The organism is Pseudomonas sp. BN102, from assembly GCF_029871245.1.
Taxonomy (GTDB): Bacteria; Pseudomonadota; Gammaproteobacteria; order Pseudomonadales; family Pseudomonadaceae; genus Metapseudomonas.
The window spans coordinates 112418-134882 of sequence record NZ_SSON01000077.1 but is presented as its reverse complement, the minus strand read 5'-3'; the positions used below and the strand labels follow the sequence as shown (position 1 = coordinate 134882).

Genomic DNA, 22465 nt, shown 5'->3' with positions numbered 1-22465 from the left:
GCCGCTGCGCGGCCCTTTCGCGAATGAATTCGCTCCTACAGGGAGAGCCCTTAGGTGCGATGAGGTGCCTGGCTGCACGGTCAGCCCCCTGTCCCGCCTGCGGGAGAGGGTTGGGGTGAGGGCTGGTGGGCTCGGAACGGCGTCCGAATGCCAGACCTACGGTCTGCTTGGCGAATGAATTCGCTACAGAGAGGGCCCTTAGGTGCGATGAGGTGCCTGGCTGCACGGTCAGCCCCCTCTCCCGCCTGCGGGAGAGGGTTGGGGTGAGGGCTGGTGGGCTCGGCACGGCGTCCGAATGCCAGACCTACGGTCTGCTTGGCGAATGATTTCGCCCCTACAGGTGGAGAGGCGCCCATACACCTCCCTGGCGTTTTCCCACCCATCTGTATCCATACAATCCCGCGCCCGGCTGCTAGCGTGTGCCTGAGTTTCCGGAGCGCACGCCATGTCCCTCCCGCACATTCTCCTGGCCCTGCTGGTCACCCTGATCTGGGGTGTCAATTTCGTGGTGATCAAGGTCGGCCTGGAGGATTTCCCACCGCTGCTGTTCTGCGCCCTGCGCTTCGGCCTGGCGGCGTTGCCGCTGTTGTTCCTGCGCGGCCCCATGCCGGCGCCCTTCTGGCGGATAGTGCAGATTGGCCTGCTCCTGGGGGTGATCAAGTTCGGCCTGCTCTTTGTTGGCATGCATCTGGGCATGCCGGCCGGGCTGTCGTCGCTGGTGCTGCAGAGCCAGGTGTTCTTCACCATACTGATCGCCGCGCTATTCCTCGGTGAGCGGCCCAGCCGCCGGGGGTTGTTCGGCTTGCTGCTGGCGGCGTCCGGGCTGGTGCTGATCGGCCTCGGCCGGCCGCTGGGCGACAGCCTGCTGGCCTTCATGCTGGTGATCGCGGCGGCGCTGGCCTGGGCCTTCGCCAACATCGCCACCAAGCGCAGCGGCGCCAAGGACATGCTGCGGCTGATCTGCTGGGTCAGTCTGATTCCTCCGCTGCCCCTGCTGGCGTTGTCCTATGTCTTCGAGGGACCGGAAGCCATTGGCGCGGCACTGGCCCATCCCAGTTGGGGCGGCATCGGCGCGCTGGTCTATATCGCCTTCCTCGCCACCACCGTGGGTTTTGGCCTGTGGAGTTTCCTGCTGCAGCGCTACCCGGCCAGCCTGGTGACGCCTTTCGCCCTGGCGGTGCCGGTGTCGGGCCTGCTGTCGGGCTGGCTGCTGCTGGGCGAGCAGCTCAGCGCCGCCGGTTGGCTGGCCTGCGTGCTGGTGTTCACTGGGCTGGCGATCACGGTGCTGCCCAAGGGGCTGCTCGGCCGCGTATTCAGTGGCAACAGCCGCCTGACTCCAGATCCCTGAGGATCGGGCAGTCGGGCCGTTGGTCACCGTGGCAGTGCTCCACCAGCTCCTGCAGGGTGTCGCGCAGGCCGGCCAGCTCGGCGATCTTGCGGTTCAGCTCGTCGATATGGCCGCGGGCCAGGGCCTTCACATCGGCGCTGGCGCGCTGGCGGTCCTGCCAGAGCTGCAGCAGCTTGCCGACTTCTTCCAGCGAGAAGCCCAGGTCCCGCGAACGCTTGATGAAGGCCAGGGTGTGCAGGTCCTGGGCGCTGTACTGGCGATAGCCGCTGTCGCTGCGGCCGGCCGCCGGCAGCAGGCCGATGCCTTCGTAGTAGCGGATCATCTTTGCGGTCAGTCCGCTTTTCTTGGCGGCTTGGCCGATGTTCATGGCTATTTCCTCATGCAGTTTCCGTAGGTTGGTGCGGGCCACGCTGGTCCGAGCGGAGCGAGGCCCAACATCGTCGTTGGGCTTCGCAGGCTCAGCACCAACCTACGAGAGCATTACTCGTCCGGCTTCCAGGTCTTCAGCAGCAGCGCATTGCTCACCACGCTGACGCTGGACAGCGCCATGGCCGCGCCCGCCACCACCGGGCTGAGCAGGCCGGCGGCAGCCAGGGGGATGCCGATCAGGTTGTAGATGAAGGCCCAGAACAGGTTCTGGCGGATCTTCGCATAGGTGCGCCGGGAGATATCCAGCGCCGCCGGCACCAGCCGCGGGTCGCCGCGCATCAGGGTGATGCCCGCGGCATGCATGGCCACGTCGGTGCCGCCGCCCATGGCGATGCCGACGTCGGCGGCGGCCAGGGCCGGGGCGTCGTTGATACCGTCGCCGACCATGGCCACCACCGCGCCGTCCGCCTTGAGCGCCGCCACAGTGGCGGCCTTGTCCGCCGGCAGCACTTCGGCATGGACCGACTCGATGCCCAGGACCTCGGCCACCACCCGCGCGCTGCCGCGGTTGTCGCCGGTGATCAGGTGGCTGTGGATATCCCGTTCGCGCAGGGTCTGCACGGCATCGGCAGCGCCCGGCTTCAAGGTGTCGCCGAAGGCGAAGAGGCCGAGCACGCGCCGCTGCGGCTCCAGCTCCAGCAGCCAGGACAGGGTGCGGCCTTCGGCTTCCCAGGCGGTGGCATTTGCCTCCAGTTCGCCACTCGGCAGGCCTTGCTCGTCCAGCAGACGACGGTTGCCCAGGGCCAGCAGACGCTCACCCACCCGGCCCTGGATACCGCGCCCGGCCAGGGCCTGGCTGGCTTCCACGGCCGGGACTTGCAGATCGCGCTCGGCGCAGGCGTCCAGCACGGCCTTGGCCAAGGGGTGTTCGCTGCCGCGCTGCAGGGCGCCGGCCAGTTGCAGCAGCTCGGCATCGCTGCCCGTGGCGGCGGCCAGATGGGCGATGCGCGGGCTGCCGGAAGTCAGGGTGCCGGTCTTGTCGAAGGCCACGGCCTGCACGGCATGGGCCACTTCCAGGGCTTCGGCGTCCTTGATCAGGATGCCGTGGCGCGCGGCGACGCCGGTGCCGGCCATGATGGCGGTGGGGGTGGCCAGGCCGAGGGCGCAGGGGCAGGCGATTACCAGTACGGCAACGGCATTGATCAGCGCCGTCTCGATGCCGGCGCCGGCCAGCAGCCAGACGACCAGGGTGGCGAGGGCGATCAGCAGCACTGCGGGGACGAACACCTGGCTGACCCGGTCGACCAGCTTCTGGATCGGCGCCTTGGCCGCTTGGGCGTCTTCCACCAGGCGGATGATCCGCGCCAGCACGGTTTCGCCACCGAGGGCGGTCGTGCGTACCAGCAGGCGGCCTTCGCCATTGATGGCGCCAGCGGTGACGCGGTCGCCGGGCTGCTTGGGCACCGGCAGGCTTTCACCACTGATCAGGGCTTCGTCGGCATGGCTCTGGCCTTCGCTCACCTCGCCGTCGGCGGGGAAACGTTCGCCGGGCTTGACCACCAGCAGGTCCCCCAGTTGCAGGGCGGCGATGGCGACGTCTTCCTCGCGGCCATCATCGCGCAGGCGGGTGGCGCGCTCCGGCCGCAGGGCCTCCAGCGCGCGGATGGCGGCGCCGGTCTGGCGCTTGGCGCGGCTTTCCAGGTATTTGCCCAGCAGCACCAGAGCGATAACCACGGCCGAAGCTTCGAAGTAGAGGTGCGGCAACTGGCCGGGTTGCGTCGCCCACCACTGGTAGAGACTGAGGCCGTAGCCGGCGCTGGTGCCGATGGCCACCAGCAGGTCCATGTTGCCGGCGCCGGCCTTCACTGCCTTCCAGGCGGCGCGGTAGAAGCGCGCACCGAGGATGAACTGCACGGGTGTGGCCAGGGCGAACTGCGCCCAGGCCGGCAGCATCCAGTGCAGACCGAACCATTCCAGCAGCATCGGCACCACCAGCGGCAGAGCCAGGACAAGAGCCAGCAGCACCGCCCAGCGCTCGCGTTGCAGGCGGGCTGCGGCGTCATCGACCGGCGGCTGGTCTTCGTCGATCAGCCTGGCCGAGTAGCCGGCGGCTTCCACGGCCTGGATCAGGCTGGCGCTGTCGGGCGGGCCGAAGAGATTCAGGTGGGCGCGCTCGCTGGCCAGGTTCACCGTAACCTCGGCGACCCCCGGCACCTTGCGCAGGGCGCGCTCGACGCGGCCGGAACAGCTGGCGCAGGTCATGCCGCCGATGGCCAGTTCCAGGCGCTGGGCCGGTACCTGGTAGCCGGCCGCTTCGACGGCCGCCACCAGGGCCGGCAGGCTGTCGCCGGGCGCCTGGACGCGGGCCTGTTCGGTGGCCAGGTTGACGCTGGCGGCCTGTACCCCCGGCACCTTGGCCAGGGCACGCTCGACGCGGCCGGCGCAGCTGGCGCAGGTCATCCCAGTGATGGGCAGGTCGAAAGCGGTTGGGTTGCTCATGGCTGATCCTCCTTGGTCTGCGCCTAGGATCAACCTTGACACGAGGGTAAGGTCAAGTGCTTCACTGCACGGCGGTGGTCCGTACCAGGTAGAGGCCTTCGGTGCTTTGCGCCAGCCTATACTTGCGCACCTCGCCGGCCATCAGGGTGATGGACTGCTGGCGGAACTGCTCAATGCCCGGCTTGCAGCGCCCGGGGCCGAGCAGGCTGAGGCGGATCGACAGCGGCCCTGGCGGCAGGTTGAAGGACACGATCTGGCCCTGCACCAGGCGCGCGGCCAACTGGTCTTCCAGGTACAGGCCGACGTCGCAGGCGGTCGCGAGTTCGAGGCGCTCGCGGGAGATGATCAGCACGCTGTAGTCGACCGCTGGCTGCGCCAGGGCCAGCAGCGGTACGGCGAGCAGGGTGAAGAGGGTAGGGCGCAGGCCATGCATGGCGGATATCTCCCGCGGAATGGGCAGATTCCAGTGTAGGAGGCCCTATTGACCTTGCCATGGTGGCAAGGATGACACTTGCCCCAGGTTTCATTCCCAAGGAGATCGACCATGCAGATATTCAAGGTTCAAGGCATGTCCTGCGGACATTGCGTCCGTGCCATCACCCAGGCCGTCCAGTCCCGCGACCAGGCCGCCGACGTGCAGGTGGACCTGGCGGCAGGCGAAGTGCGGGTGGCCAGCCGGCTGGCGGAAGAGCAGGTGCTGGCGGCGATCCGGGAGGAGGGATATCAGGCCGAGGCGGCCTGAGGCCGACACCGGTCTTGAGCCTTTTGCCGGGTGGATCACGCTTCATCGATCCACCATCGGAGTTCGACCGTCTGTCTGCGCCATCAATGCCCCGGTTCTGCCTTCAATCCCAGTCCTTCACCAGCCCGCGGAACAACGCATCCACCATGGGTTCGGCATCCGTCAGCGGGTCGAACAGCTTCGGATCGCGGGTCCAGTCGCTGAATAAACCAATCACCAGGCCATGCACCGCCCGGGACGCCTGCAGGGGCGTGATGCCCGGGCGCAGGCGTGCGCTGCAGGCGGGGCGGTCGAACAACTGTTCGCAGAGCTGGATGAACTGATCGACGAAGGCGTAGTGGCGCTCTTCGGCCTCGCGCAGCTCCTCGGTGAATTCGCAGCGGTGCAGCAGGATGTTGAAGATGCGCTTGCGCTGCTCATCCCGCGCCAGGTTGATGATGGCCTCCAGGCAGAGGTCGCGCAGCGCCAGCATCGGGTTCTGGTTACCGCAGCCGCCCAGGCGGTCGATCATCTGCTCCTGGGGCAGGCGGACCTGGGACAGCATCTCGTGGAACAGGTGGGCCTTGTTCTCGAAATGCCAGTAGACCGCGCCCCGGGTCACCCCGGCGGCTCGGGCGATCTGTTCGAGCGAGGTATGGGCCACGCCGTTCTCGAGGAACAGGTGTTCGGCTGCGACGAGAATCGCACCCCGTGTTTTCTCAGCTTCTTCTTTCGTTCTGCGCATAGCAGGTGGGCTAATACTGTCTAGGCTTCTTGTTTGGGGAACGGAGTGTACCGATTTTGCTCGGAGAACAACCGTTTACAGACATATATGAATGTATGATGCAGCCTGCTTCACTTGCCCGTTCGGCGCCCGTATGGAGACACCCTATGCCGTTTGCTCGTTATTTTCCCTTCAGCCTTGCACTTTTCGCCGTATGCGCCAGCTTCGCAGGCATGGTCGGCGCCGCCGATGCTCCGAGCGGTGCGCCACCGGCTCCGGAGGTGGTGGTGGAGACCGCCAAGTCCGCCCCGCTGCCACTGGTCCTGGAATACGCCGGGCGCACCGCGGGCTTTCGCGAGGTGGAAGTACGGGCCCAGGTGAGCGGCATCCTCCAGCAGCGCACCTACCTGGAAGGCAGCAAGGTCAAGCAGGGGCAGGTGCTGTTCCGCATCGACCCGCGCACCTACGAAGCGGCCCTGGCACGGGCCAAGGGCTCCCTGGCCCAGGAGCAGGCGCGTTATCGCCAGACCGAGCGTGACCTCAAGCGTACCCGCGAGCTGCAGAAGAAGGGCTTTGCCAGCGAAAGCGAACTGGATAACGCGATCTCCAACTTCGAACAGAGCAAGGCCAACGTGGAGGCCGCCCAGGCCGAAGTGAAGGCGCGGCAGATCGACCTCGATTACACCACGGTGGAAGCGCCCATCTCGGGCATGACCAGCAAGGAAACCCGCTCCGAGGGCAGCCTGGTGGTGGCCGGGGACCCCAACGGCAGCCTGCTCACCCAGCTCACCCAGCTCGACCCTATCTTCGTGAACTTCGCCTATCCGGACACCGAGGCCGAGCGCCTGCGCGATGGTGTGAAGAACGGAAAGATCGAACTGCCGCCAGATGGCCTGCTCAGCGCCGACCTGAAGTTCGGCGATGGCTCCACCTATCCGCTCTCGGGCCGCGTGGACTTCACCGACAGCTTCGTCAACACCGGCACCGGTACCGTCAGTGCGCGGGCCGTGGTGCCCAACCCGGAGCAGAAGCTGCTCCCCGGCATGTTCGTGCGGGTGCTGGTGAAGGGCTTCACCCGGCCCCAGGCCATCACCCTGCCGGAGCGGGCCCTGGCCCAGGGGCCGCGTGGCACCTTCGTCTATGTGGTGGACAAGGACGGCATGGCGCGGGTGCGCCAGGTCAAGACCGGCGATACCCGCGACGGCCGCTGGGTGATCGAATCCGGCGTCAGCGCCGGTGATCGGGTGATTGTCGAAGGCCTGCCCAAGGTCCGGCCCGACTCGCCCGTGAAAGCGGTGGAAGCCAGCAAGGCTCCCTCCGATCAAGCTGCCAAACAGTCCTGAAGGAGCGCTCGCCGTGATCTCGCGCTTCTTTATCGACAGACCCGTCTTCGCCGCGGTCATCTCCATCGTCATCGTGCTCGCCGGCCTTGCCGCCATGCGCGCGCTGCCGATCGCCCAGTACCCGGAAATCCTCCCGCCGCAGGTATCGGTCACCGCCGCCTACCCGGGCGCCAGCTCGCAGGTGATCGCGGAAACCGTCGCTGCGCCCCTGGAGCAGGAAATCAACGGCGTCGAGGGCATGATCTACCAGCTGTCCAACTCCGACAGCAGCGGCGCCATGAGCCTGACCGTGTACTTCGAGGTGGGCAGGGACCCGGACCAGGCCACCATCGACGTCAACAACAAGGTCCAGGCGGCCCTGGCCAAGCTGCCGGAAGAGGTGCGCCGGCAGGGCGTTAAGGTGGAGAAGAAATCTTCCGACATCCTCCAGGTGGTCACCCTCTATTCGCCGGACAACTCTCGCGACCCGATCTTCATCAGCAACTATGCGCTGATCAACGTGATCGACGAGCTCAAGCGGATTCCCGGCGTGGGTGATGCCAGCCAGTTTGGCTCCAAGGACTACTCCATGCGCATCTGGCTGCGCCCGGACAAGCTGGCGCAGTACGACCTCACCCCCACCGACGTGGTCAATGCCATCCGCGAGCAGAACTCCCAGTTCGCCGCCGGTAGCTTCGGCCAGCAGCCGCTGAACCAGCCCCAGGACTTCACCTACACGGTGACCACCCAGGGCCGCTTCACCGATCCCAAGGAATTCGAGGGTGTGATCCTGCGTTCCGATGCCACCGGCGCCAGCCTGCTGCTGAAGGACGTGGCGCGGGTCGAACTGGGGGCGCAGGACTACTCCCTGATGACATCGCTCAACGGCCAGCAGAACGCCGCCTTCGGCATCTACCTGCAGCCGGGGGCCAATGCCCTGGATACCGCCGAAGCGGTGAAGTCGACCATGGAACGGCTGGCCAAGCGCTTCCCCGAAGGCATCACCTACAAGATCCCCTACGACACCACCAAATTCGTCGAGGTCTCCATCGAGGAGGTTATCCACACCTTCTTCGAGGCCCTGGTGCTGGTGGTGCTGGTGGTCTTCATCTTCCTGCAGAACTGGCGCGCCACCCTTATCCCGGTGCTGGCGATCCCTGTTTCGCTGATCGGCACCTTCGCCGGCATGTACATGCTCGGCTTCTCCATCAACCTGCTGACGTTGTTCGGCATGGTGCTGGCCATCGGCATCGTGGTCGACGACGCCATCGTGGTGATCGAAAACGTCGAACGGGTGATGGCGACCAAGAAGATCGGCCCACGCGAGGCGGCGATCGAAGCCATGGAAGAGGTCACCGGCCCCATCATCGCCATCGTCCTGGTGCTCTGCGCGGTGTTCATCCCGGTGGGCTTCCTCGGTGGCCTGGCGGGGCAGATGTACCAGCAGTTCGCGATCACCATCGCCGTGTCCGTGGTGATCTCCGGCATCGTCGCGCTGACCCTGTCGCCGGCACTTTGCGCCTTGATGCTCAAGCCGACCCACGGCACGCCGGCAGCCCCGTTCCGCTGGTTCAACACCTTCTTCGATCGTATGACTTCCGGCTACGGCGCCGGGGTGCAGTTCTTCCTCAAGCGCGCGCTGGTCGGCCTCGTGCTGTTCGGCGGGATGATCGCCCTGATGGTCGTGCTCTTCGGCCGCGTGCCCGGTGCCCTGGTGCCGGACGAGGATCAGGGCTATGTGCTCAACGCCTACTTCCTGCCGCCAGCCGCCTCGCTGACCCGCACCGAGGAAGTCACCGGCGCGGTCAGCGATCAGCTGTTGAAGCACCCGGCGGTGCAGGACGTCGTGACCTTCGCCGGCTTCGACATCCTCACCTTCGGCACCCGCAGCAACGCCGGCGTGTCCTTCGTGCCACTGAAGGACTGGAGCGAACGCACCACGCCCGAACTGGACGCACGCAACCTGACCCACAACTTCATGGCCATGGGCGCTGGGCAGAAGGACGCCATAGTGCTTTCCTTCAACCCGCCGCCTATCACCGGCATGAGTACCACCGGCGGCTTCGAGTCCTATATCCAGGACCGCAGCGGCGGTACCGTGCAGCAGTTGGAAGAGGTGGTGCAGAAGTTCGTCGCCGCGGCCTCCAAGCGACCCGAGCTGGCGGGGGTCAACACCACGTTCAACGCCAACGTGCCGCAGTACTACATCGACCTCGACCGCACCAAGGCACGCGCCCTGGGTGTGGCGATCAACGATGTGTTCACGGCCATGCAGTCCACCTTCGGCAGCTACTACGTCAACGACTTCACCCTCTATGGGCGGACGTGGCAGGTGAGCCTGCAGTCGGAGCCGGAGTTCCGCCGCAAGCCGGATGACCTCGGCCAGGTCTACGTGCGTTCAGCCAGCGCCGACCTGGTGCCGCTGTCGTCCCTGGTGCGGGTGGAGCGCATCCTCGGACCGGACTCCTATGCGCGCTTCAACGTCTATCCGGCAGCCAAGATCCTCGGCGGCCCGGCGCCGGGCTACAGCTCCGGCCAGGCGCTGGAGGCCATGCAGGAAGTGGCGGACGAGGTGCTGGGCGAGGACTACAGCCTCGGCTGGATCGGTTCGGCCTACCAGGAGCTGGCTACTCACGGTTCGGGCAGCATCGCCTTCGTCTTCGGCCTGATCATGGTGTTCCTCATCCTCGCCGCCCAGTACGAGCGCTGGACCCTGCCGCTGGCGGTGGTCACCGCGGTGCCCTTCGCGGTGTTCGGCGCCATCCTCGCCGTGTGGCTGCGCGGGATCCAGAACGACGTTTACTTCCAGGTCGGCCTGGTGACCCTGATCGGCCTGGGGGCGAAGAACGCCATCCTGATCGTCGAGTTCGCCGTGCTCTGCCGCGAACAGGGCATGGGTCCTGTGGAGGCAGCGCTGGAGGCGGCCAAGCTGCGCTTCCGTCCGATCATCATGACCTCGCTGGCCTTCATCCTCGGTTGCGTGCCTCTGGCCATCAGCTCCGGCGCGGGCTCGGCGAGCCGCCACTCGATCGGCACCGGGGTGATCGGCGGGATGCTCGCCGCGACCCTGCTGGCGACCTTCCTCATCCCCATGTTCTTCATGTTGGTGGAGAAGTCCTCGGACTGGCTGGAACGCAGGAAGGCGCCCAAGACCGAGCAGGCCCATGAGGGGTAGGTAGGAATGGACCGATTGTAGGGGCGAATTCATTCGCCATGCCGGCCGAAGGGCGGCCCAGGGCGACTGCATTGGGTGGCTGCGCCACCCTTGGCGAATGAATTCGCCCCTACAGAGAATTGCCCCGCCGCCCTGATGTCCCCTGTTAGTATCTGGCGCCGTATCCGCAAGGGATGGCGCCAGCCTCGACCATGACTTTCCGCATTCTCCTGCTGCTCGGCGCGCTCAGCGCCTTCGGCCCCATGGCCATCGATTTCTACCTGCCCAGCTTCCCGGCCATCGCCACCTCGTTCGGCACCGATGTGGAGCACGTGCAGCTCACCCTGGCGTCTTACTTCGTCGGCCTGGCTTTCGGGCAACTGGTCTACGGCCCGCTGGCGGATCGCTTCGGTCGCCGCCCGCCGTTACTGCTCGGGGTGACCATCTTCACCCTGGCCTCGGTGGCCTGCACACTGGCGCCCAGCCTGGAATGGCTGATCGGCGCGCGCTTCGTCCAGGCCCTGGGCGGCTGTGCCGGGATGGTCGTGTCACGGGCCGTGGTGCGCGACCTGTGCGACCCCATCGCCTCGGCCAAGGCCTTTTCGCAACTGATGCTGGTGATGGGACTGGCGCCGATCCTGGCGCCTCTCGGCGGGGGCCTGCTGCTGGAGCTGTTCGGTTGGCAATCGATCTTCTGGGGCCTGACGCTGTTCAGCGCCCTGGTGTTGCTGGGCGTCGCCGCCTGGCTGCCGGAAACCCTGTCCGACGTGACCCCGCGCGCGCCCCTGCGTGGCGCCATGGGGCAGTACCGGCGGCTGTTCGGCGACGGGCAGTTCCTCGCCTACGGCATGACCGGCGGCCTGGCCATCGCCGGGATGTTCGCCTACATCGCCGGCTCGCCCTTCGTCTTCATCCAGCTCTACGGCGTGCCGCCGGAGCATTACGGCTGGCTGTTCGGCAGTAATGCGGCGGGCTTCATCCTGGTGGCGCAGGTCAACGCCTGGTTGTTGCGCCATCGCGGGCCGGCCTTCTGGATGCGGCGAGTGATCTGGGTCTACCTGATCTGCGCGTTGGCGCTGCTGGTGGTCTCCAGCCTGCGCACCGAGGCGCTATGGCCGCTGTTGCTGCCGCTGTTCGGCTGCATCGCCAGTCTGGGCTGCATCCTGCCCAACGCCTCGGCCTGCGCCATGGCCGGCCAGGGCCAGAACGCCGGAAGTGCCTCGGCACTGATGGGTAGCCTGCAATTTGCTGTGGCGGCGGGAGCCGCCGCGCTGGTGGGGGCGCTGCACGATGGCAGCGCCATGCCCCTGGCCTTGGTCATCAGCCTGTGCGGCTGCGCGGCAGTCGCCTGTGCGCTGCTGACCTGGCGCCTGGACCGCCATGGCCAGGCGCCCCTGGGCTAACTCGCGATTCGTCGCGACCACTCGGGCAATGTATGGGGCGCCTTCAGGCGCTCCTCAAGAACGCTGACGAATCGGCGTGCTTCGGCTTCGCTACGGAAACTCACCGCGTGCTGGTCCAGGCAGACTTGCCAGCTGGCACCCTGTGGGGTGCTGGTCGGGCGAACGAGAATTTTCACCTCTGTCATCTCCCTATCGTTTGTGGCAGGAGCTTGAGTGTAGACCTGCCCAAATGACAGAAAATGACCTCGATCAATGAGCCGACTGATGGTCGGCAAAGGTCCGGTTTCAGGCCGGGCCACCGTCCGACGATTGGCCTTCCGGCGTGGTCCGGTCGAGGCGTTGGAGCAGTTGCTGGTAACGATTTTCGCTTTGTCGAAGGGCATCCCGGGCGGACTTCAGGGCACTGAAGTCGATGTCCACGCAGTAGAGCTCCAACTGGTTGTGCAGGTTGCGCAGGATCAGGTGGCTGGAGAACACCGTCACCGGACTGCCATCGCGACGCTGCAGGGTCAGCTCGCTGGCGGGAATGGCCGGCCCGCCGATCATCCAGTTGCTGATGTCGGCGACCACCTGCTCGCGCATGGCCGGCGGGATGATCAGCTCCTCCAGATGCCGGCCCATGGCCTGGTCGACGCTGTAGCCGTAGAGCTGCTCGCTGGCGTGGTTCCAGTAGATCACCCGGCGCTGACGGTCGTAGCCTTGCACGGCGATGCGCGGCGTCTGCTCGAACAGCTGGCGGAAGCGCTGCTCGCTCTCGCGCAGCGCCTCTTCGTCGCGCTTCTGTCCACTGATGTTCTGCACCGTGCCGAAGGCGCGGCCGTCCGGCTGGATCTCGCCGCGCAGTGCCAGCCAGACCGGTTGCTGGTTGTTGGGCCGATTCAGCCTCGCGTTCACGGCCAGTGCGCCGCCTTGCGCGAGCAGCGCCTCCAGGCCGCGCTGAACACCCATGCGGTCGGTCGGATAGAGACGGTTCAGCAGACTTTCCAGGCTGTCCTGTGCGCCGCATTCGAGGATGCGCTGCGCGCCCGGGCTCCAGGCGAAACCCCGGTCATACTCCCAGTTGCCCAGGGTGGCGTCGCGCTGGGCCTGGTCCAGTTGCAGGCTGGTGCGCCGCAGCCCCTGGCGCAGGTGCTCACGGCCCAGGCGGTGACGGCGTTCGAGAAAGAAGATCAGCAGGCCGCTGAACAGGACCAGGCCGCATACGCCTTCCGCCCCCATGCCCCAGACCAGCAGCCAGGCACCGGCGCAGAGCAGGTAGAGGCCCGCCAGCAAAGCGGGCCGGGCGACAGTGGGATGCATCCTGGACCCCGGCGAATCAGGAGCGAAGCTTCGCGGCGCAGCCGGCCGCTGGCGAGACGAGAAAAAAGTCTAGCCTCTTCGTCCACGCGTACCGAACCGTTCGCCCGCGCATCCGCTCGCTGGTCAGGCCTGGCTCACGCATGGGGCCGCTGCGTAGCCCTTCGCGAATGAGTTCGCTCCTATGGATAACGGAGCCGGCTTGCGGTCGGTGAACGTCCGGAGTGCTGTTCCCGTGGGAGCGATTTCAATCGCGAATGCAGGCCGAAGGGTTGCCCGGCGGGACTCAGGCAAACCCCTCCAGCACTATCTTGCCTTTGGCCTTGCCACTTTCCAGCAGGGCATGGGCGCGGCGCAGGTTGGCGGCGTTGATGCTGCCGAAGTGCTCGCCCACCGTGGTCTTCAGCACGCCGGCGTCGATCAGCTGGCTGACCCGCTCCAGCAGGCGATGCTGTTCGAGGATATCCGCGGTCTGGAACATCGAGCGGGTGTACATGAACTCCCAGTGCAGCGACAGGCTCTTGCGCTTGAGCTTGGTCACGTCCAGCGACGCCGGGTCGTCGATCAGGCCGAGGCGGCCCTGGGGCGCCAGGGCTTCCACCAACTGGTCGAGGTGCTGATCCGTCTGGGTCAGGCTGGCGACGTGGGTCACGCTGGGCAGTCCGGCGCGGCGCAGCTCCTCGGCCAGGGGCTTGCTGTGGTCCAGCACATGGTGGGCGCCCAGTTCGCGCACCCAGGCCTGGGTTTCCGGGCGCGAGGCGGTGCCGATCACGGTCAGGCCGGTGAGCTGGCGAGCCAGTTGCACCAGGATCGAACCCACGCCGCCGGCGGCGCCCACCACCAGGAGGCTATGGCCCTGGTCGTCCTCACCTTCGGCTATCTGCAGGCGGTCGAAGAGCAGTTCCCAGGCGGTGATGGCGGTCAACGGCAGGGCGGCCGCCGCGGCGAAGTCCAGGCTCTTCGGCATGTGCCCGACTATGCGCTCGTCCACCCGGTGGAGCTCGGCGTTGCCGCCCTGGCGGGTCAGGTCGCCGGCGTAGAACACCCGGTCGCCGGGCTGGAACAGGCTCACCGCGCTACCGACCGCCTTGACCACCCCGGCCACGTCCCAACCCAGCACCTTGGGCTGGCCCGCCTCCGGCGCGGCGTTACGGCGCACCTTGGTGTCCACCGGGTTGACCGAGATGGCGCGGACTTCCACCACCAGGTCGCGCGGGTCCGGCTGTGGTTCCGGCAGGACGATGTCCTGCAGCGCTTCGGGATGGTCGATGGGCAGGTTCTGGAAGTAGGCGACAGCTTTCATCTGGATTCTCCGCTTGGGGCTGATGGGGCCGCATGGTCGGTTATTTCGCAGGAGAGAAAAATCGGCTAGAAAATGACAGTCTTTCAAAGGATTTTTGAAAATGCTTCGCCTCGACGACCTCGCCCTGTTCGTCAGTACCGCCGACCACGGTAGCCTCTCGGCGGCCGCTCGCAAGCTGGACGTTTCTCCGGCCGTGGCCAGTGCCGCACTCAAACGCCTGGAGCAGCAACTGGACGTGCGCCTCTTCGCGCGTTCCACCCGCAGCCTGCGCCTGACCCCCGAGGGTGAGCAGTTCCTCGCCCATGCGCGCAATGCCCTCGAGAGCCTTGCGGAGGGCCAGCGCCAGCTGGCCGGTGGCCGCAGCGACATAGCCGGCGTATTGCAGCTGTCGGCGCCTTCGGACTTCGGCCGCAACGTGCTGCTGCCCTGGCTCGACGAGTTCCAGCGCGAACACCCGAGGCTCAGCCTGCGCCTGCAGCTGAGCGACCGCGTCGCCGACCTGTTCCGTCAGTCCGTGGACATCGCCATCCGCTATGGCGAGCCCGAGGACTCCAGCCTGGTGGCGCTGCCCCTGGCCGCCGCCAACCGCCGGGTGCTCTGCGCCTCGTCCGGCTATTTCGCCCGCCATGGACGGCCAAGTCAGCCGGAGGACCTGGCCGCGCACAACTGCCTGCTCTACCAGCTCGGCGGGCGTGTCCACGACCGCTGGAGCTTCAGCCAAGGTCGCCGCGAGCAGGTGGTGACAGTCGCCGGCAACCGCGCCTGCGACGATGCGGATGTGGTCCGGCGCTGGGCCCTGGCCGGGCAGGGACTGACCTACAAATCCTGGCTGGACGTGGCCGGCGACGTCCAGGCCGGACGTCTGGAATTGGCCCTGCCGCAGTACCGCGGCGAGGCCACCCCGCTGAACCTGATCTGCGCCCACCGGGCCCAGTTGAGCAAGCCGGTGCGCCTGCTCCGCGAGTTCGTCCAGACGCGCTGCGCCATGCTGCTCGTTGGCGCGCCATGGGCCTGAGTGTCGGTCGCGGAAAAGCGGACGTCTGAAACGTCGAATTGCTCGGGCCTGCGATTCCGCTATTGTCTGGATAAGCCGTGGCCCGCGAGGAGAACCTCGTAGCTGACTTGTGTCCGACTTGCCTGAACCCCGCCGGGCCGCAGCCCGGCGCTTGCCAAGGGAGATTTGGCTGATGGCCCGTACTCGCGAGCCCGGTGATTTCCTGCCGACCCTGCTGCTGATTTTCGCTGGCTACCTGCTGCTGGCCCTGAGTGCTGTGTGGCTATCGCGCCAGCCCGGCAGCATCGCCACCCTCTGGTACGCCAACGCCTTCACCGTCGCGCTGATCTGGGACCAGCCGCTGCGCCGCTGGGCCGCCCTGCTGGGGGCGGCGATGCTGGCCAATCTGCTGGCCAACCTGGCCTTCGGTGATGGCCTGCTTCTGGCGGCCAGCTTCACCCCGCCCAACTTGCTGGAAGTGGGTATGGCCGGCGCACTCCTGCGGGTCAGCGGCGCCGCGCGGCGGATGAACGAAAGCCCCGGCGCTTTCCTCCAGTTCATCTTCTTCGGCGCCCTGCTACCGCCGCTGGTGGGGGCGAGCCTGGGCGCCAGCATCCTCGCCTGGCAGGGGCTGGACTCCTTCGAGCGCGGCTGGCTGTTCTGGGTCGAGGGCTCCATGCTCGGGGCCGTCTCGGTAATGCCCCTGGCCGTGTGGCTGCGCCAGAATGGCTGGTGGGAGCTGCTCGGTGAACGACGCCGTCGCGAGCTGCTGCTCTATGGCGCGGTGGTGCTGCTGGTCACCCCCGTTTCCCTGCTGCTGCTGCCATTCCCCTTCGTCTACCTGTCCCTGCCGCTGATGATCGCCGCCGTGCGCCTGACCTTCGCCAGCACCGCGTTGCTGGTGGCCCTGGCCTCGATCTGCGGCGGCTTGATCATCGCCCTCGGCCTGCTCGATGCCCACGCCCTGGACCAGGGCTGGCGTGATCTGCTGACCTACCTGCCGCTGCTCCTGGCGCTGTTGCCGGCCCTGCTGTTGGCCTCGGCCGTGGAACAGCTGCGCAAGCGCCGGCGCGAGCTGACCGCCAGCGAGACGCGCTTTCGCGACGCCATGGACCACTCCGCCATCGGCATGGCCCTGGTGAGCCTGGATGGGCGCTGGCAGCGAGTGAACCGTGCCCTCTGCGAGATGCTCGGCTATGGCGAAGACGAGCTGTCCAGCCTGGGTTTCCAGGACGTCACCCACCCCGACGACCTGGCCAGCGACCAGGCGCTGGTGGACGAGATCCTCGCCGGGCGGCGCCACAGCTACCGCCTGGAGAAGCGCTACCTGCACAAGAGCGGAAGGGTGATCTGGGGCCTGTTGGCGGTATCCCTGGTTCGTGACCACGAAGGTGAGCCGCTCTACTTCATCTCGCAGATCGAGGACATCGACCGCCGCAAACGCGCCGAAGAGCGCGAGACGGAACTGGCGCGGCGCTACTCGGTGGCCACCGAGGCCAGCGGCGTCGGCGTCTGGGAGTGGGACCTGGCCAGCGACCGGCTGCTCTGGGACGAGGGCATGTACCGCCTCTACGGCCGCGCCGGTGGATCGGGTGAACTGTCCTACGCCGAGTGGCACGCCCACCTGCATCCCGAGGACGCCGAACGGGCCGAGCGCGAGGTGATGGCCGCGCGGGATGGCAAGGGCCGGCTCGATATCGAGTTCCGCATCCGCCGCGCCGACGGCGCCCAGCGGGTGATCAAGGGCCACGCGCGGCTGGTCTGCGATGCGGCCGGCAAGCCTCTGCGCATGGTGGGCACCAACTGGGACGTCAGCGAACTGCGCCAGTTGGCCGAGCGCTTGCACGACGAGCGCGAGCGCCTGCAGGTGACCCTCGATGCCATCGGTGACGGCGTGATTACCACCGACCTGGAAGGCCGGGTCAGCTTCCTCAACCCGGTGGCCGAGCGCCTCAGCGGCTGGCGAAGCGAGGATGCGCGCGGCCTGCCCATCGAACAGGTCCTGCTGCTGGAAGGCGAGGACGGCCGCATGGTGGCCAACCCGGTGCGCGAGTGCCTGGCCCAGGGCAGCGCCGCCAGCCTGCAGGGCCTGGCGTCGTTGCGCCATCCTGCCGGCGGCACCATCGCCCTGCGCGGTCAGGCGGCGCCCATGCGCGGCGGCGATGGCACCCTGCTCGGCAGCGTGCTGGTGCTCACCGACGTCAGCGAGGCGCGGGCGATGCAGAAACACCTGCGTTACGCCGCCACCCACGATGCGCTTACCGGCCTGCTGAACCGCCCGGCTTTCGAGGACGCCCTCACCGAAAGCTGCCGCGAGGTGCTGCAGAACGACGGCAACAGCGTGCTCTGCTTCATCGACCTGGACCACTTCAAAGGCGTCAACGACACAGCCGGCCATGCCGCCGGAGACGAGCTGCTGCGCCAGCTCGCGAGGCTGATGCAGGCCCAGGTGCGTGCCGGCGACCAGCTGGCGCGCCTGGGCGGCGACGAGTTCGCCCTGATCCTGCGCAGCTGTCCCCGGGCCCAGGCGGAGCTGCTGGCGGCCCGGCTGATCGCGCAGATCCAGGCCCTGGCGCTGCATTGGGAGGGGCAGGAATTTCACGTTGGCGCCAGCGTCGGCATGGCCTGCATCCACAGCGGCAATGCCCAGCCGGCCGAGCTGCTGAAACAGGCTGATACAGCTTGCTACCGTGCAAAGCACGCAGGCCGGGGACAATTCGCGGTCGAACATCGCTGAGCCCGGCATATCTGCAAATGACAGGCTGCCGAGCCTGGCCTAAGCTCCTCCGTCATGGCAGTGAATGAGAAACCCTTGCATTGCCCTTTGCCATACCACGTACGATTCGAGGTCAATACCATGCGTAAACTGCTTCTTGTTTCCCTGGCCCTCGTCAGCCCGCTGACCTTCGCCAAGACCGAATGCACGACTGCCGACAAGGCCACCTGGCAAGACCAGACCAAGTTCCAGGAAGACCTCAAGGCCCAGGGCTACGACATCAAGAAATTCAAGGTCACCGCCGGCAACTGCTACGAGATCTACGGCTGGGACAAGGACAAGCGCAAGGTCGAGATTTACTTCGACCCGGTGGACGGCAAGGTGGTCAAGCAGGAGATCGAGGACTGATCGGTGAGCACCGAAACCGTTCGCCTCTGGGACCCTGTGGTGCGTATCGGCCACTGGTCTCTGGTGGCCGCCTTCATCGGTGACTACTTCCTCAACGAGGCGGGCGACGGCTGGCACCGTTGGCTCGGCTACTACGCCGTGGCAGTTGTGCTGGTGCGTGTGGTCTGGGGCTTCGTCGGCCCCAGGCCGGCGCGCTGGGCAGACTTCTGGCCGCGCCCGGCGCGCCTGGTTAACCACGCCAAGGTCCTCCTCCGCGGCGGGCACCTGCACCACCTGGGCCATTCGCCCCTGGGCGGGCTGGTGATGATCCTCATGCTGCTGCTGATGTTCGGCCTGGGCGTCACCGGCTTCCTGATGGAAGAGATCGACTACTTCTGGGGCGAGGACCTGCCCCGGGATATCCATGTGTTCATGGCCGACGGCCTGTTCGGGCTGGCCTGCATACATGTGCTGGCCGCGCTGGTGGAAAGCGTGCGCACGCGTGAGAACCTGCCCTGGTCCATGGTCACCGGCCGGCGCCGGCCCGGAGCCGAGTGAACGGCGCTGCTGTAGGGGCGAATTCATTCGCCAAGCAGGCCGAAGGCGTGCCCTGATGACTCCCCTGTGGGGGCGGCTACGCCACCCTTGGCGAATGAATTCGCCCCTACAGGTATTCCTGGCGTCCCCTGCCAGGTCGGCCAGAGCTGTCCCCAGGTCGCATCCAGCGAACAACCCGCGCCTTCGCCGCACCCATACTCGGCGGCACACCCCGCAGCGAAGGAAGGGACTCCCATGCACGCCCCTGGCTACAGCGCCGCCGAACGTCTCGAACGCCTGCCCATCAGCAGTTACCACCGGCTGATCTTCATCATCATCGCCCTGGCGTTCTTCTTCGACTCGATGGACCTGGCGATGATGACCTTCCTGCTCGGCTCCATCAAAGCCGAGTTCGGCCTGAGCAGCGCCCAGGCAGGCTTGCTGGCCAGCTCGAGTTTCTTCGGCATGGTGCTTGGCGCTTCGCTCTCCGGCCTGCTGGCCGACCGCTTCGGGCGCAAACCGGTGTTCCAGGGCAGCATCCTGCTCTGGGGCCTGGCCAGCTACCTCTGCTCCACCGCCCAGGACGTGGAGACCCTGACCCTCTACCGCATCCTCCTCGGGATCGGCATGGGCATGGAATTTCCCATCGCCCAGTCGCTGCTCTCGGAAATGATCCCGGCCAAACGTCGCGGCCGTTACATCGCCCTGATGGATGGTTTCTGGCCGTTGGGCTTCGTCGCCGCCGGGCTTCTCTCCTACTTCCTCCTGGAGCGCATCGGCTGGCGCGATATCTTCCTGGTGCTGGCCTTTCCGGCGATCTTCGTCCTGGCCATCCGTTTCCTCATTCCCGAGTCGCCGCGCTGGCTGGAGCAGGTGGGCCGGCTCAAGGCGGCGGACAAGGTGCTGCGCGGCATCGAACGGCGGGTGATGGCCTCCCTCGGCGCTGACAGACTGCCCGAACCCCGGCGCATGCCGCGCCAGGCAGCCCGCGCACCGGGCTTCTTCACCGCCTTCGGTGAGCTCTGGTCGGCCCATTACCGGCGTCGCACGCTGATGATCTGGAGCGTCTGGTTCTTCGCCCTGCTGGGCTTCTATGGCCTCACTTCCTGGCTCAGCGCATTGCTGCAGCAATCCGGGTTCGCCGTCACCCAGTCGGTCTACTACACGGTGCTGATCTCCCTCGGCGGCATCCCCGGCTTCCTCGCCGCTGCCTGGCTGGTGGAGCGCTGGGGGCGCAAACCGACCTGCGTGCTGACCCTGCTGGGCGGCGGCATCATGGCCTTCTTCTACGGGCAGAGCGCGGTGTTTGGTGGCAACCAGGCACTGTTGATCGGTACCGGCCTGGCCATGCAGTTCTTTCTCTTTGGCATGTGGGCGGTGCTCTACACCTACACGCCGGAGCTGTATCCCACCTCGGCCCGAGCCACCGGCTCAGGCTTCGCGTCGGCGGTGGGGCGCGTCGGCTCGCTGCTGGGGCCCACCGTTACCGGCCTGCTCTTCCCCATCACCGGCCAGGGCGGCGTCTTCGCCCTGGGCGCGGCCTGCTTCGGCGTGGCGGCGCTGGTGGTCTGGATCTTCGGCATGGAGACTCGAGGCCGAACCCTGGAAGAACTGGCGGGCGAGGAGGGCGGCAATCCGGAATTGCAAGTGGTGGATCGTAGGTTGGGCTGAGCGAAGCGAAGCCCAACGATTCGTCGTTCCGGGGTGGCACAGACGTTGGGCCGCGCTTCGCTTGGCGCCAACCTACGGGGCGGCTGCGCCGCCCTTTGCGAATGAATTCGCTCCTACAAGTGCCCACCAGCCTACGGCAGTCCACTGCGGGTGTCCGGCACCAGATGAAGCGTCTTTTCCTGACGTTCGGGTCAAGTTAGAATGCGCGCCGTCGTCGGCTTTGGGGCTGCGACATGGGTTCCCTCACCCCATCGGCAAAAAGGATGCGAACCACCATGCCCGCTGCAATTCCCTCTGTCTGGCGCCCGGCGCTGGCCGGCCTGATCGCCTTCCACATCCTCATCATCATCGCCAGCAACTACCTGGTGCAGTTGCCCATGACCCTGTTCGGCTGGCAGACCACCTGGGGCGCCTTCAGCTTTCCGTTCATCTTCCTGGCCACTGACCTGACTGTGCGCCTGATGGGCAAGGCCGCGGCGCGTCGGGTCATCGCGCGAGTCATGCTGCCGGCGCTGGCGGCTTCCTACGTGGTCTCGGTGTTGTTCCAGGACGCCGCGTTCCAGGGCATCAAAGCCCTGGGCGAGTTCAACCTGTTCGTCGCGCGCATCTCGCTGGCCAGTTTCCTCGCCTACGTGCTCGGCCAGGTGCTCGACATCCAGGTGTTCGACCGCCTGCGGCAACTGCGCCAGTGGTGGGTAGCCCCGGTGGCCTCGACCATCGCCGGCAATCTGCTGGACACCTTCGCCTTCTTCTCCGTGGCCTTCTGGCGCAGCGACAACCCCTTCATGGCCGAGCACTGGGTGGAAATCGCCACGGTGGACTACGGCGTGAAACTGGCTGTCAGCCTGCTGCTCTTCGTGCCGCTCTATGGCGTGCTGCTGGGCGGCATCCTGCGCTGGATGGCGCCGGCCGCAACGTTTCGCCGGGTTGGATAAAGGCGGCGATATCCGGGACAGCGACGCGGGATTCAACTTGTAGGAGCGAATTCATTCGCTCCTACAGATTTAGCCCCAGAGGGCTCTTCCTTACTTCACCAACCGCGCATCCAGGCTGTTCTGCGCCAGGCGTCTGGCCTGGTCCTCGGTCATCCCCAGGTGCTCGTGCAGGGCGGCGAAGTTCTCCGTGACATAGCCGCCGAAGTAGGCCGGGTCGTCCGAGTTCACCGTCACTTTTACGCCGCGCTCCAGCATCTCGAGGATGTTGTGCTGGCGCATATGGTCGAACACGCAGAGCTTGATGTTGGACAGCGGGCAGACGGTGAGCGGGATCTGTTCGTCGATGATGCGCCGCATCAGGCGCTCGTCCTCGATGGCGCGCACACCGTGGTCGATGCGTTCGATCTTGAGCAGGTCCAGGGCTTCCCAGATGTACTCCGGCGGGCCCTCCTCGCCGGCGTGGGCGACGGTGAGGAAGCCCTCGGCGCGGGCGCGGTCGAACACCCGCTGGAACTTGCTCGGCGGATGACCCTTCTCGGAGCTGTCCAGGCCCACGGCGATGAAGGCGTCGCGGTAGGGCAGGGCCTGGTCGAGGGTCTTCTGCGCTTCTTCCTCGGAGAGGTGGCGGAGGAAGCTCAGGATCAGCCCCGAGCTGATGCCCAATTGCTCGCGGCCGTCTTCCAGCGCCTGGCGGATGCCGGCCAGCACTACTTCGAAGGGGATGCCACGGTCGGTGTGGGTCTGGGGGTCGAAGAAAGGCTCGGTGTGGATCACGTTCTGCGCCTTGCAGCGCTCCAGGTAGGCCCAGGTCAGGTCGTAGAAATCCTGCTCGGTGCGCAGCACGTCGGCGCCGGCGTAGTAGAGGTCGAGGAACTCCTGCAGGTTGTTGAAGGCGTACGCCTTGCGCAGGGTCTCCACGTCGGCCCAGGGCAGGGCCACCTTGTTGCGCTCGGCCAGGGAGAACAGCAGCTCGGGCTCCAGGGAGCCTTCCAGGTGCAGGTGCAATTCGGCCTTGGGCAAGGCGTTCAGCCAGTCGTACATGGTGGTTTCTCGTTATCAGGCATGGTCGCCGGAAAGTTTAACCGC

General features: G+C 66.7%; 19 protein-coding genes. 11 read left to right on the top strand and 8 right to left on the bottom strand.

Features of this window, described 5'->3' with window-relative positions:
* Window positions 1-445: 445 nt before the first annotated feature.
* Window positions 446-1348 carry an EamA family transporter gene (locus E8F12_RS24645; protein WP_280327834.1) on the top strand — a complete coding sequence of 301 codons (903 nt, stop codon included), beginning with the start codon at window positions 446-448 and terminating at the stop codon, window positions 1346-1348.
* On the opposite strand, the gene cueR is transcribed toward E8F12_RS24645, so the two are convergent.
* From cueR to E8F12_RS24630, 3 genes are all read right to left on the bottom strand, one after another.
* Window positions 1314-1715 (bottom strand): Cu(I)-responsive transcriptional regulator, encoded by a 402-nt coding sequence (gene cueR, locus E8F12_RS24640; protein WP_280327832.1) that lies wholly within the window; start codon window positions 1713-1715, stop codon window positions 1314-1316. The genes E8F12_RS24645 and cueR overlap by 35 nt on opposite strands.
* Before the next feature lie 113 nt (window positions 1716-1828).
* Window positions 1829-4216 (bottom strand): heavy metal translocating P-type ATPase, encoded by a 2388-nt coding sequence (locus E8F12_RS24635; protein WP_280327831.1) that lies wholly within the window; start codon window positions 4214-4216, stop codon window positions 1829-1831.
* A 61-nt stretch (window positions 4217-4277) separates the two neighbouring features.
* Entirely contained in the window at window positions 4278-4649 is a 372-nt protein-coding gene (locus E8F12_RS24630; protein WP_280327829.1) for a hypothetical protein, read from the bottom strand.
* Between the two features lie 111 nt (window positions 4650-4760).
* On the opposite strand from E8F12_RS24630, the gene E8F12_RS24625 reads away from it, so the two are divergent.
* Complete coding sequence (locus E8F12_RS24625; RefSeq protein ID WP_280327828.1) at window positions 4761-4958, top strand: cation transporter; 198 nt, start codon at window positions 4761-4763, stop codon at window positions 4956-4958.
* Window positions 4959-5061: 103 nt separating this feature from the next.
* Here the strand turns inward: E8F12_RS24625 and E8F12_RS24620 are convergent, their stop codons facing one another.
* On the bottom strand, window positions 5062-5682 hold the full coding sequence (locus E8F12_RS24620; RefSeq protein ID WP_280327827.1) for a TetR family transcriptional regulator: 621 nt from the start codon (window positions 5680-5682) through the stop codon (window positions 5062-5064).
* Between the two features lie 146 nt (window positions 5683-5828).
* On the opposite strand from E8F12_RS24620, the gene E8F12_RS24615 reads away from it, so the two are divergent.
* The 3 genes from E8F12_RS24615 to E8F12_RS24605 all read left to right on the top strand — a co-directional run bounded on the left by E8F12_RS24615 (window position 5829) and on the right by E8F12_RS24605 (window position 11540).
* Window positions 5829-7004, top strand: a complete 1176-nt coding sequence (locus E8F12_RS24615) for an efflux RND transporter periplasmic adaptor subunit (RefSeq protein ID WP_280327826.1) — start codon at window positions 5829-5831, stop codon at window positions 7002-7004.
* Between the two features lie 13 nt (window positions 7005-7017).
* Complete coding sequence (locus tag E8F12_RS24610) at window positions 7018-10158, top strand: efflux RND transporter permease subunit (RefSeq protein ID WP_280327824.1); 3141 nt, start codon at window positions 7018-7020, stop codon at window positions 10156-10158.
* Window positions 10159-10349: 191 nt separating this feature from the next.
* A complete protein-coding gene (locus tag E8F12_RS24605) occupies window positions 10350-11540 on the top strand; it encodes a Bcr/CflA family multidrug efflux MFS transporter (RefSeq protein ID WP_280327823.1) in 1191 nt (396 codons plus the stop codon).
* Here E8F12_RS24605 and E8F12_RS24600 read toward each other — a convergent pair.
* The 3 genes from E8F12_RS24600 to E8F12_RS24590 form a co-directional block, all read right to left on the bottom strand.
* The gene (locus E8F12_RS24600; protein ID WP_280327821.1) at window positions 11537-11716 is read right to left on the bottom strand and encodes a hypothetical protein; all 180 of its coding nucleotides are present in this window, start codon (window positions 11714-11716) and stop codon (window positions 11537-11539) included. The two genes, E8F12_RS24605 and E8F12_RS24600, sit on opposite strands and share 4 nt — an antisense overlap.
* Before the next feature lie 109 nt (window positions 11717-11825).
* On the bottom strand, window positions 11826-12839 hold the full coding sequence (locus E8F12_RS24595) for a PAS domain S-box protein (protein ID WP_280327819.1): 1014 nt from the start codon (window positions 12837-12839) through the stop codon (window positions 11826-11828).
* Window positions 12840-13122: 283 nt separating this feature from the next.
* A complete protein-coding gene (locus tag E8F12_RS24590; protein WP_280327817.1) occupies window positions 13123-14139 on the bottom strand; it encodes a zinc-binding alcohol dehydrogenase family protein in 1017 nt (338 codons plus the stop codon).
* Window positions 14140-14239: 100 nt separating this feature from the next.
* Here E8F12_RS24590 and E8F12_RS24585 point away from each other — a divergent pair, with 100 nt between their 5' ends.
* The 6 genes from E8F12_RS24585 to E8F12_RS24560 all read left to right on the top strand — a co-directional run bounded on the left by E8F12_RS24585 (window position 14240) and on the right by E8F12_RS24560 (window position 21379).
* Complete coding sequence (locus tag E8F12_RS24585; RefSeq protein ID WP_280327816.1) at window positions 14240-15154, top strand: LysR family transcriptional regulator; 915 nt, start codon at window positions 14240-14242, stop codon at window positions 15152-15154.
* 172 nt (window positions 15155-15326) lie between these two features.
* Window positions 15327-17870, top strand: a complete 2544-nt coding sequence (locus E8F12_RS24580; protein WP_280327815.1) for a PAS domain S-box protein — start codon at window positions 15327-15329, stop codon at window positions 17868-17870.
* 120 nt (window positions 17871-17990) lie between these two features.
* Window positions 17991-18257 carry a PepSY domain-containing protein gene (locus E8F12_RS24575; RefSeq protein ID WP_280327814.1) on the top strand — a complete coding sequence of 89 codons (267 nt, stop codon included), beginning with the start codon at window positions 17991-17993 and terminating at the stop codon, window positions 18255-18257.
* 3 nt (window positions 18258-18260) lie between these two features.
* Window positions 18261-18794, top strand: coding sequence for a cytochrome b/b6 domain-containing protein (locus tag E8F12_RS24570; RefSeq protein ID WP_280327813.1), 534 nt, complete (start codon window positions 18261-18263; stop codon window positions 18792-18794).
* A gap of 234 nt (window positions 18795-19028) precedes the next feature.
* The gene (locus tag E8F12_RS24565; RefSeq protein WP_280327812.1) at window positions 19029-20444 is read left to right on the top strand and encodes an MFS transporter; all 1416 of its coding nucleotides are present in this window, start codon (window positions 19029-19031) and stop codon (window positions 20442-20444) included.
* A 275-nt stretch (window positions 20445-20719) separates the two neighbouring features.
* Window positions 20720-21379, top strand: coding sequence for a 7-cyano-7-deazaguanine/7-aminomethyl-7-deazaguanine transporter (locus E8F12_RS24560; RefSeq protein WP_280327811.1), 660 nt, complete (start codon window positions 20720-20722; stop codon window positions 21377-21379).
* A gap of 90 nt (window positions 21380-21469) precedes the next feature.
* On the opposite strand, the gene E8F12_RS24555 is transcribed toward E8F12_RS24560, so the two are convergent.
* Window positions 21470-22420, bottom strand: coding sequence for an adenosine deaminase (locus E8F12_RS24555; protein ID WP_280327810.1), 951 nt, complete (start codon window positions 22418-22420; stop codon window positions 21470-21472).
* Between the last annotated feature and the right edge of the window lie 45 nt (window positions 22421-22465).

Bases quoted from the DNA above. Each gene is read 5' to 3' on its own strand.
- E8F12_RS24645 (WP_280327834.1), top strand. From the start codon at position 446: ATGTCCCTCCCGCACATTCTCCTGGCCCTGCTGGTCACCCTGATCTGG.
- cueR (WP_280327832.1), bottom strand. From the start codon at position 1,715: ATGAACATCGGCCAAGCCGCCAAGAAAAGCGGACTGACCGCAAAGATG.
- E8F12_RS24635 (WP_280327831.1), bottom strand. From the start codon at position 4,216: ATGAGCAACCCAACCGCTTTCGACCTGCCCATCACTGGGATGACCTGC.
- E8F12_RS24630 (WP_280327829.1), bottom strand. From the start codon at position 4,649: ATGCATGGCCTGCGCCCTACCCTCTTCACCCTGCTCGCCGTACCGCTG.
- E8F12_RS24625 (WP_280327828.1), top strand. From the start codon at position 4,761: ATGCAGATATTCAAGGTTCAAGGCATGTCCTGCGGACATTGCGTCCGT.
- E8F12_RS24620 (WP_280327827.1), bottom strand. From the start codon at position 5,682: ATGCGCAGAACGAAAGAAGAAGCTGAGAAAACACGGGGTGCGATTCTC.
- E8F12_RS24615 (WP_280327826.1), top strand. From the start codon at position 5,829: ATGCCGTTTGCTCGTTATTTTCCCTTCAGCCTTGCACTTTTCGCCGTA.
- E8F12_RS24605 (WP_280327823.1), top strand. From the start codon at position 10,350: ATGACTTTCCGCATTCTCCTGCTGCTCGGCGCGCTCAGCGCCTTCGGC.
- E8F12_RS24595 (WP_280327819.1), bottom strand. From the start codon at position 12,839: ATGCATCCCACTGTCGCCCGGCCCGCTTTGCTGGCGGGCCTCTACCTG.
- E8F12_RS24590 (WP_280327817.1), bottom strand. From the start codon at position 14,139: ATGAAAGCTGTCGCCTACTTCCAGAACCTGCCCATCGACCATCCCGAA.
- E8F12_RS24585 (WP_280327816.1), top strand. From the start codon at position 14,240: ATGCTTCGCCTCGACGACCTCGCCCTGTTCGTCAGTACCGCCGACCAC.
- E8F12_RS24580 (WP_280327815.1), top strand. From the start codon at position 15,327: ATGGCCCGTACTCGCGAGCCCGGTGATTTCCTGCCGACCCTGCTGCTG.
- E8F12_RS24575 (WP_280327814.1), top strand. From the start codon at position 17,991: ATGCGTAAACTGCTTCTTGTTTCCCTGGCCCTCGTCAGCCCGCTGACC.
- E8F12_RS24565 (WP_280327812.1), top strand. From the start codon at position 19,029: ATGCACGCCCCTGGCTACAGCGCCGCCGAACGTCTCGAACGCCTGCCC.
- E8F12_RS24560 (WP_280327811.1), top strand. From the start codon at position 20,720: ATGCCCGCTGCAATTCCCTCTGTCTGGCGCCCGGCGCTGGCCGGCCTG.
- E8F12_RS24555 (WP_280327810.1), bottom strand. From the start codon at position 22,420: ATGTACGACTGGCTGAACGCCTTGCCCAAGGCCGAATTGCACCTGCAC.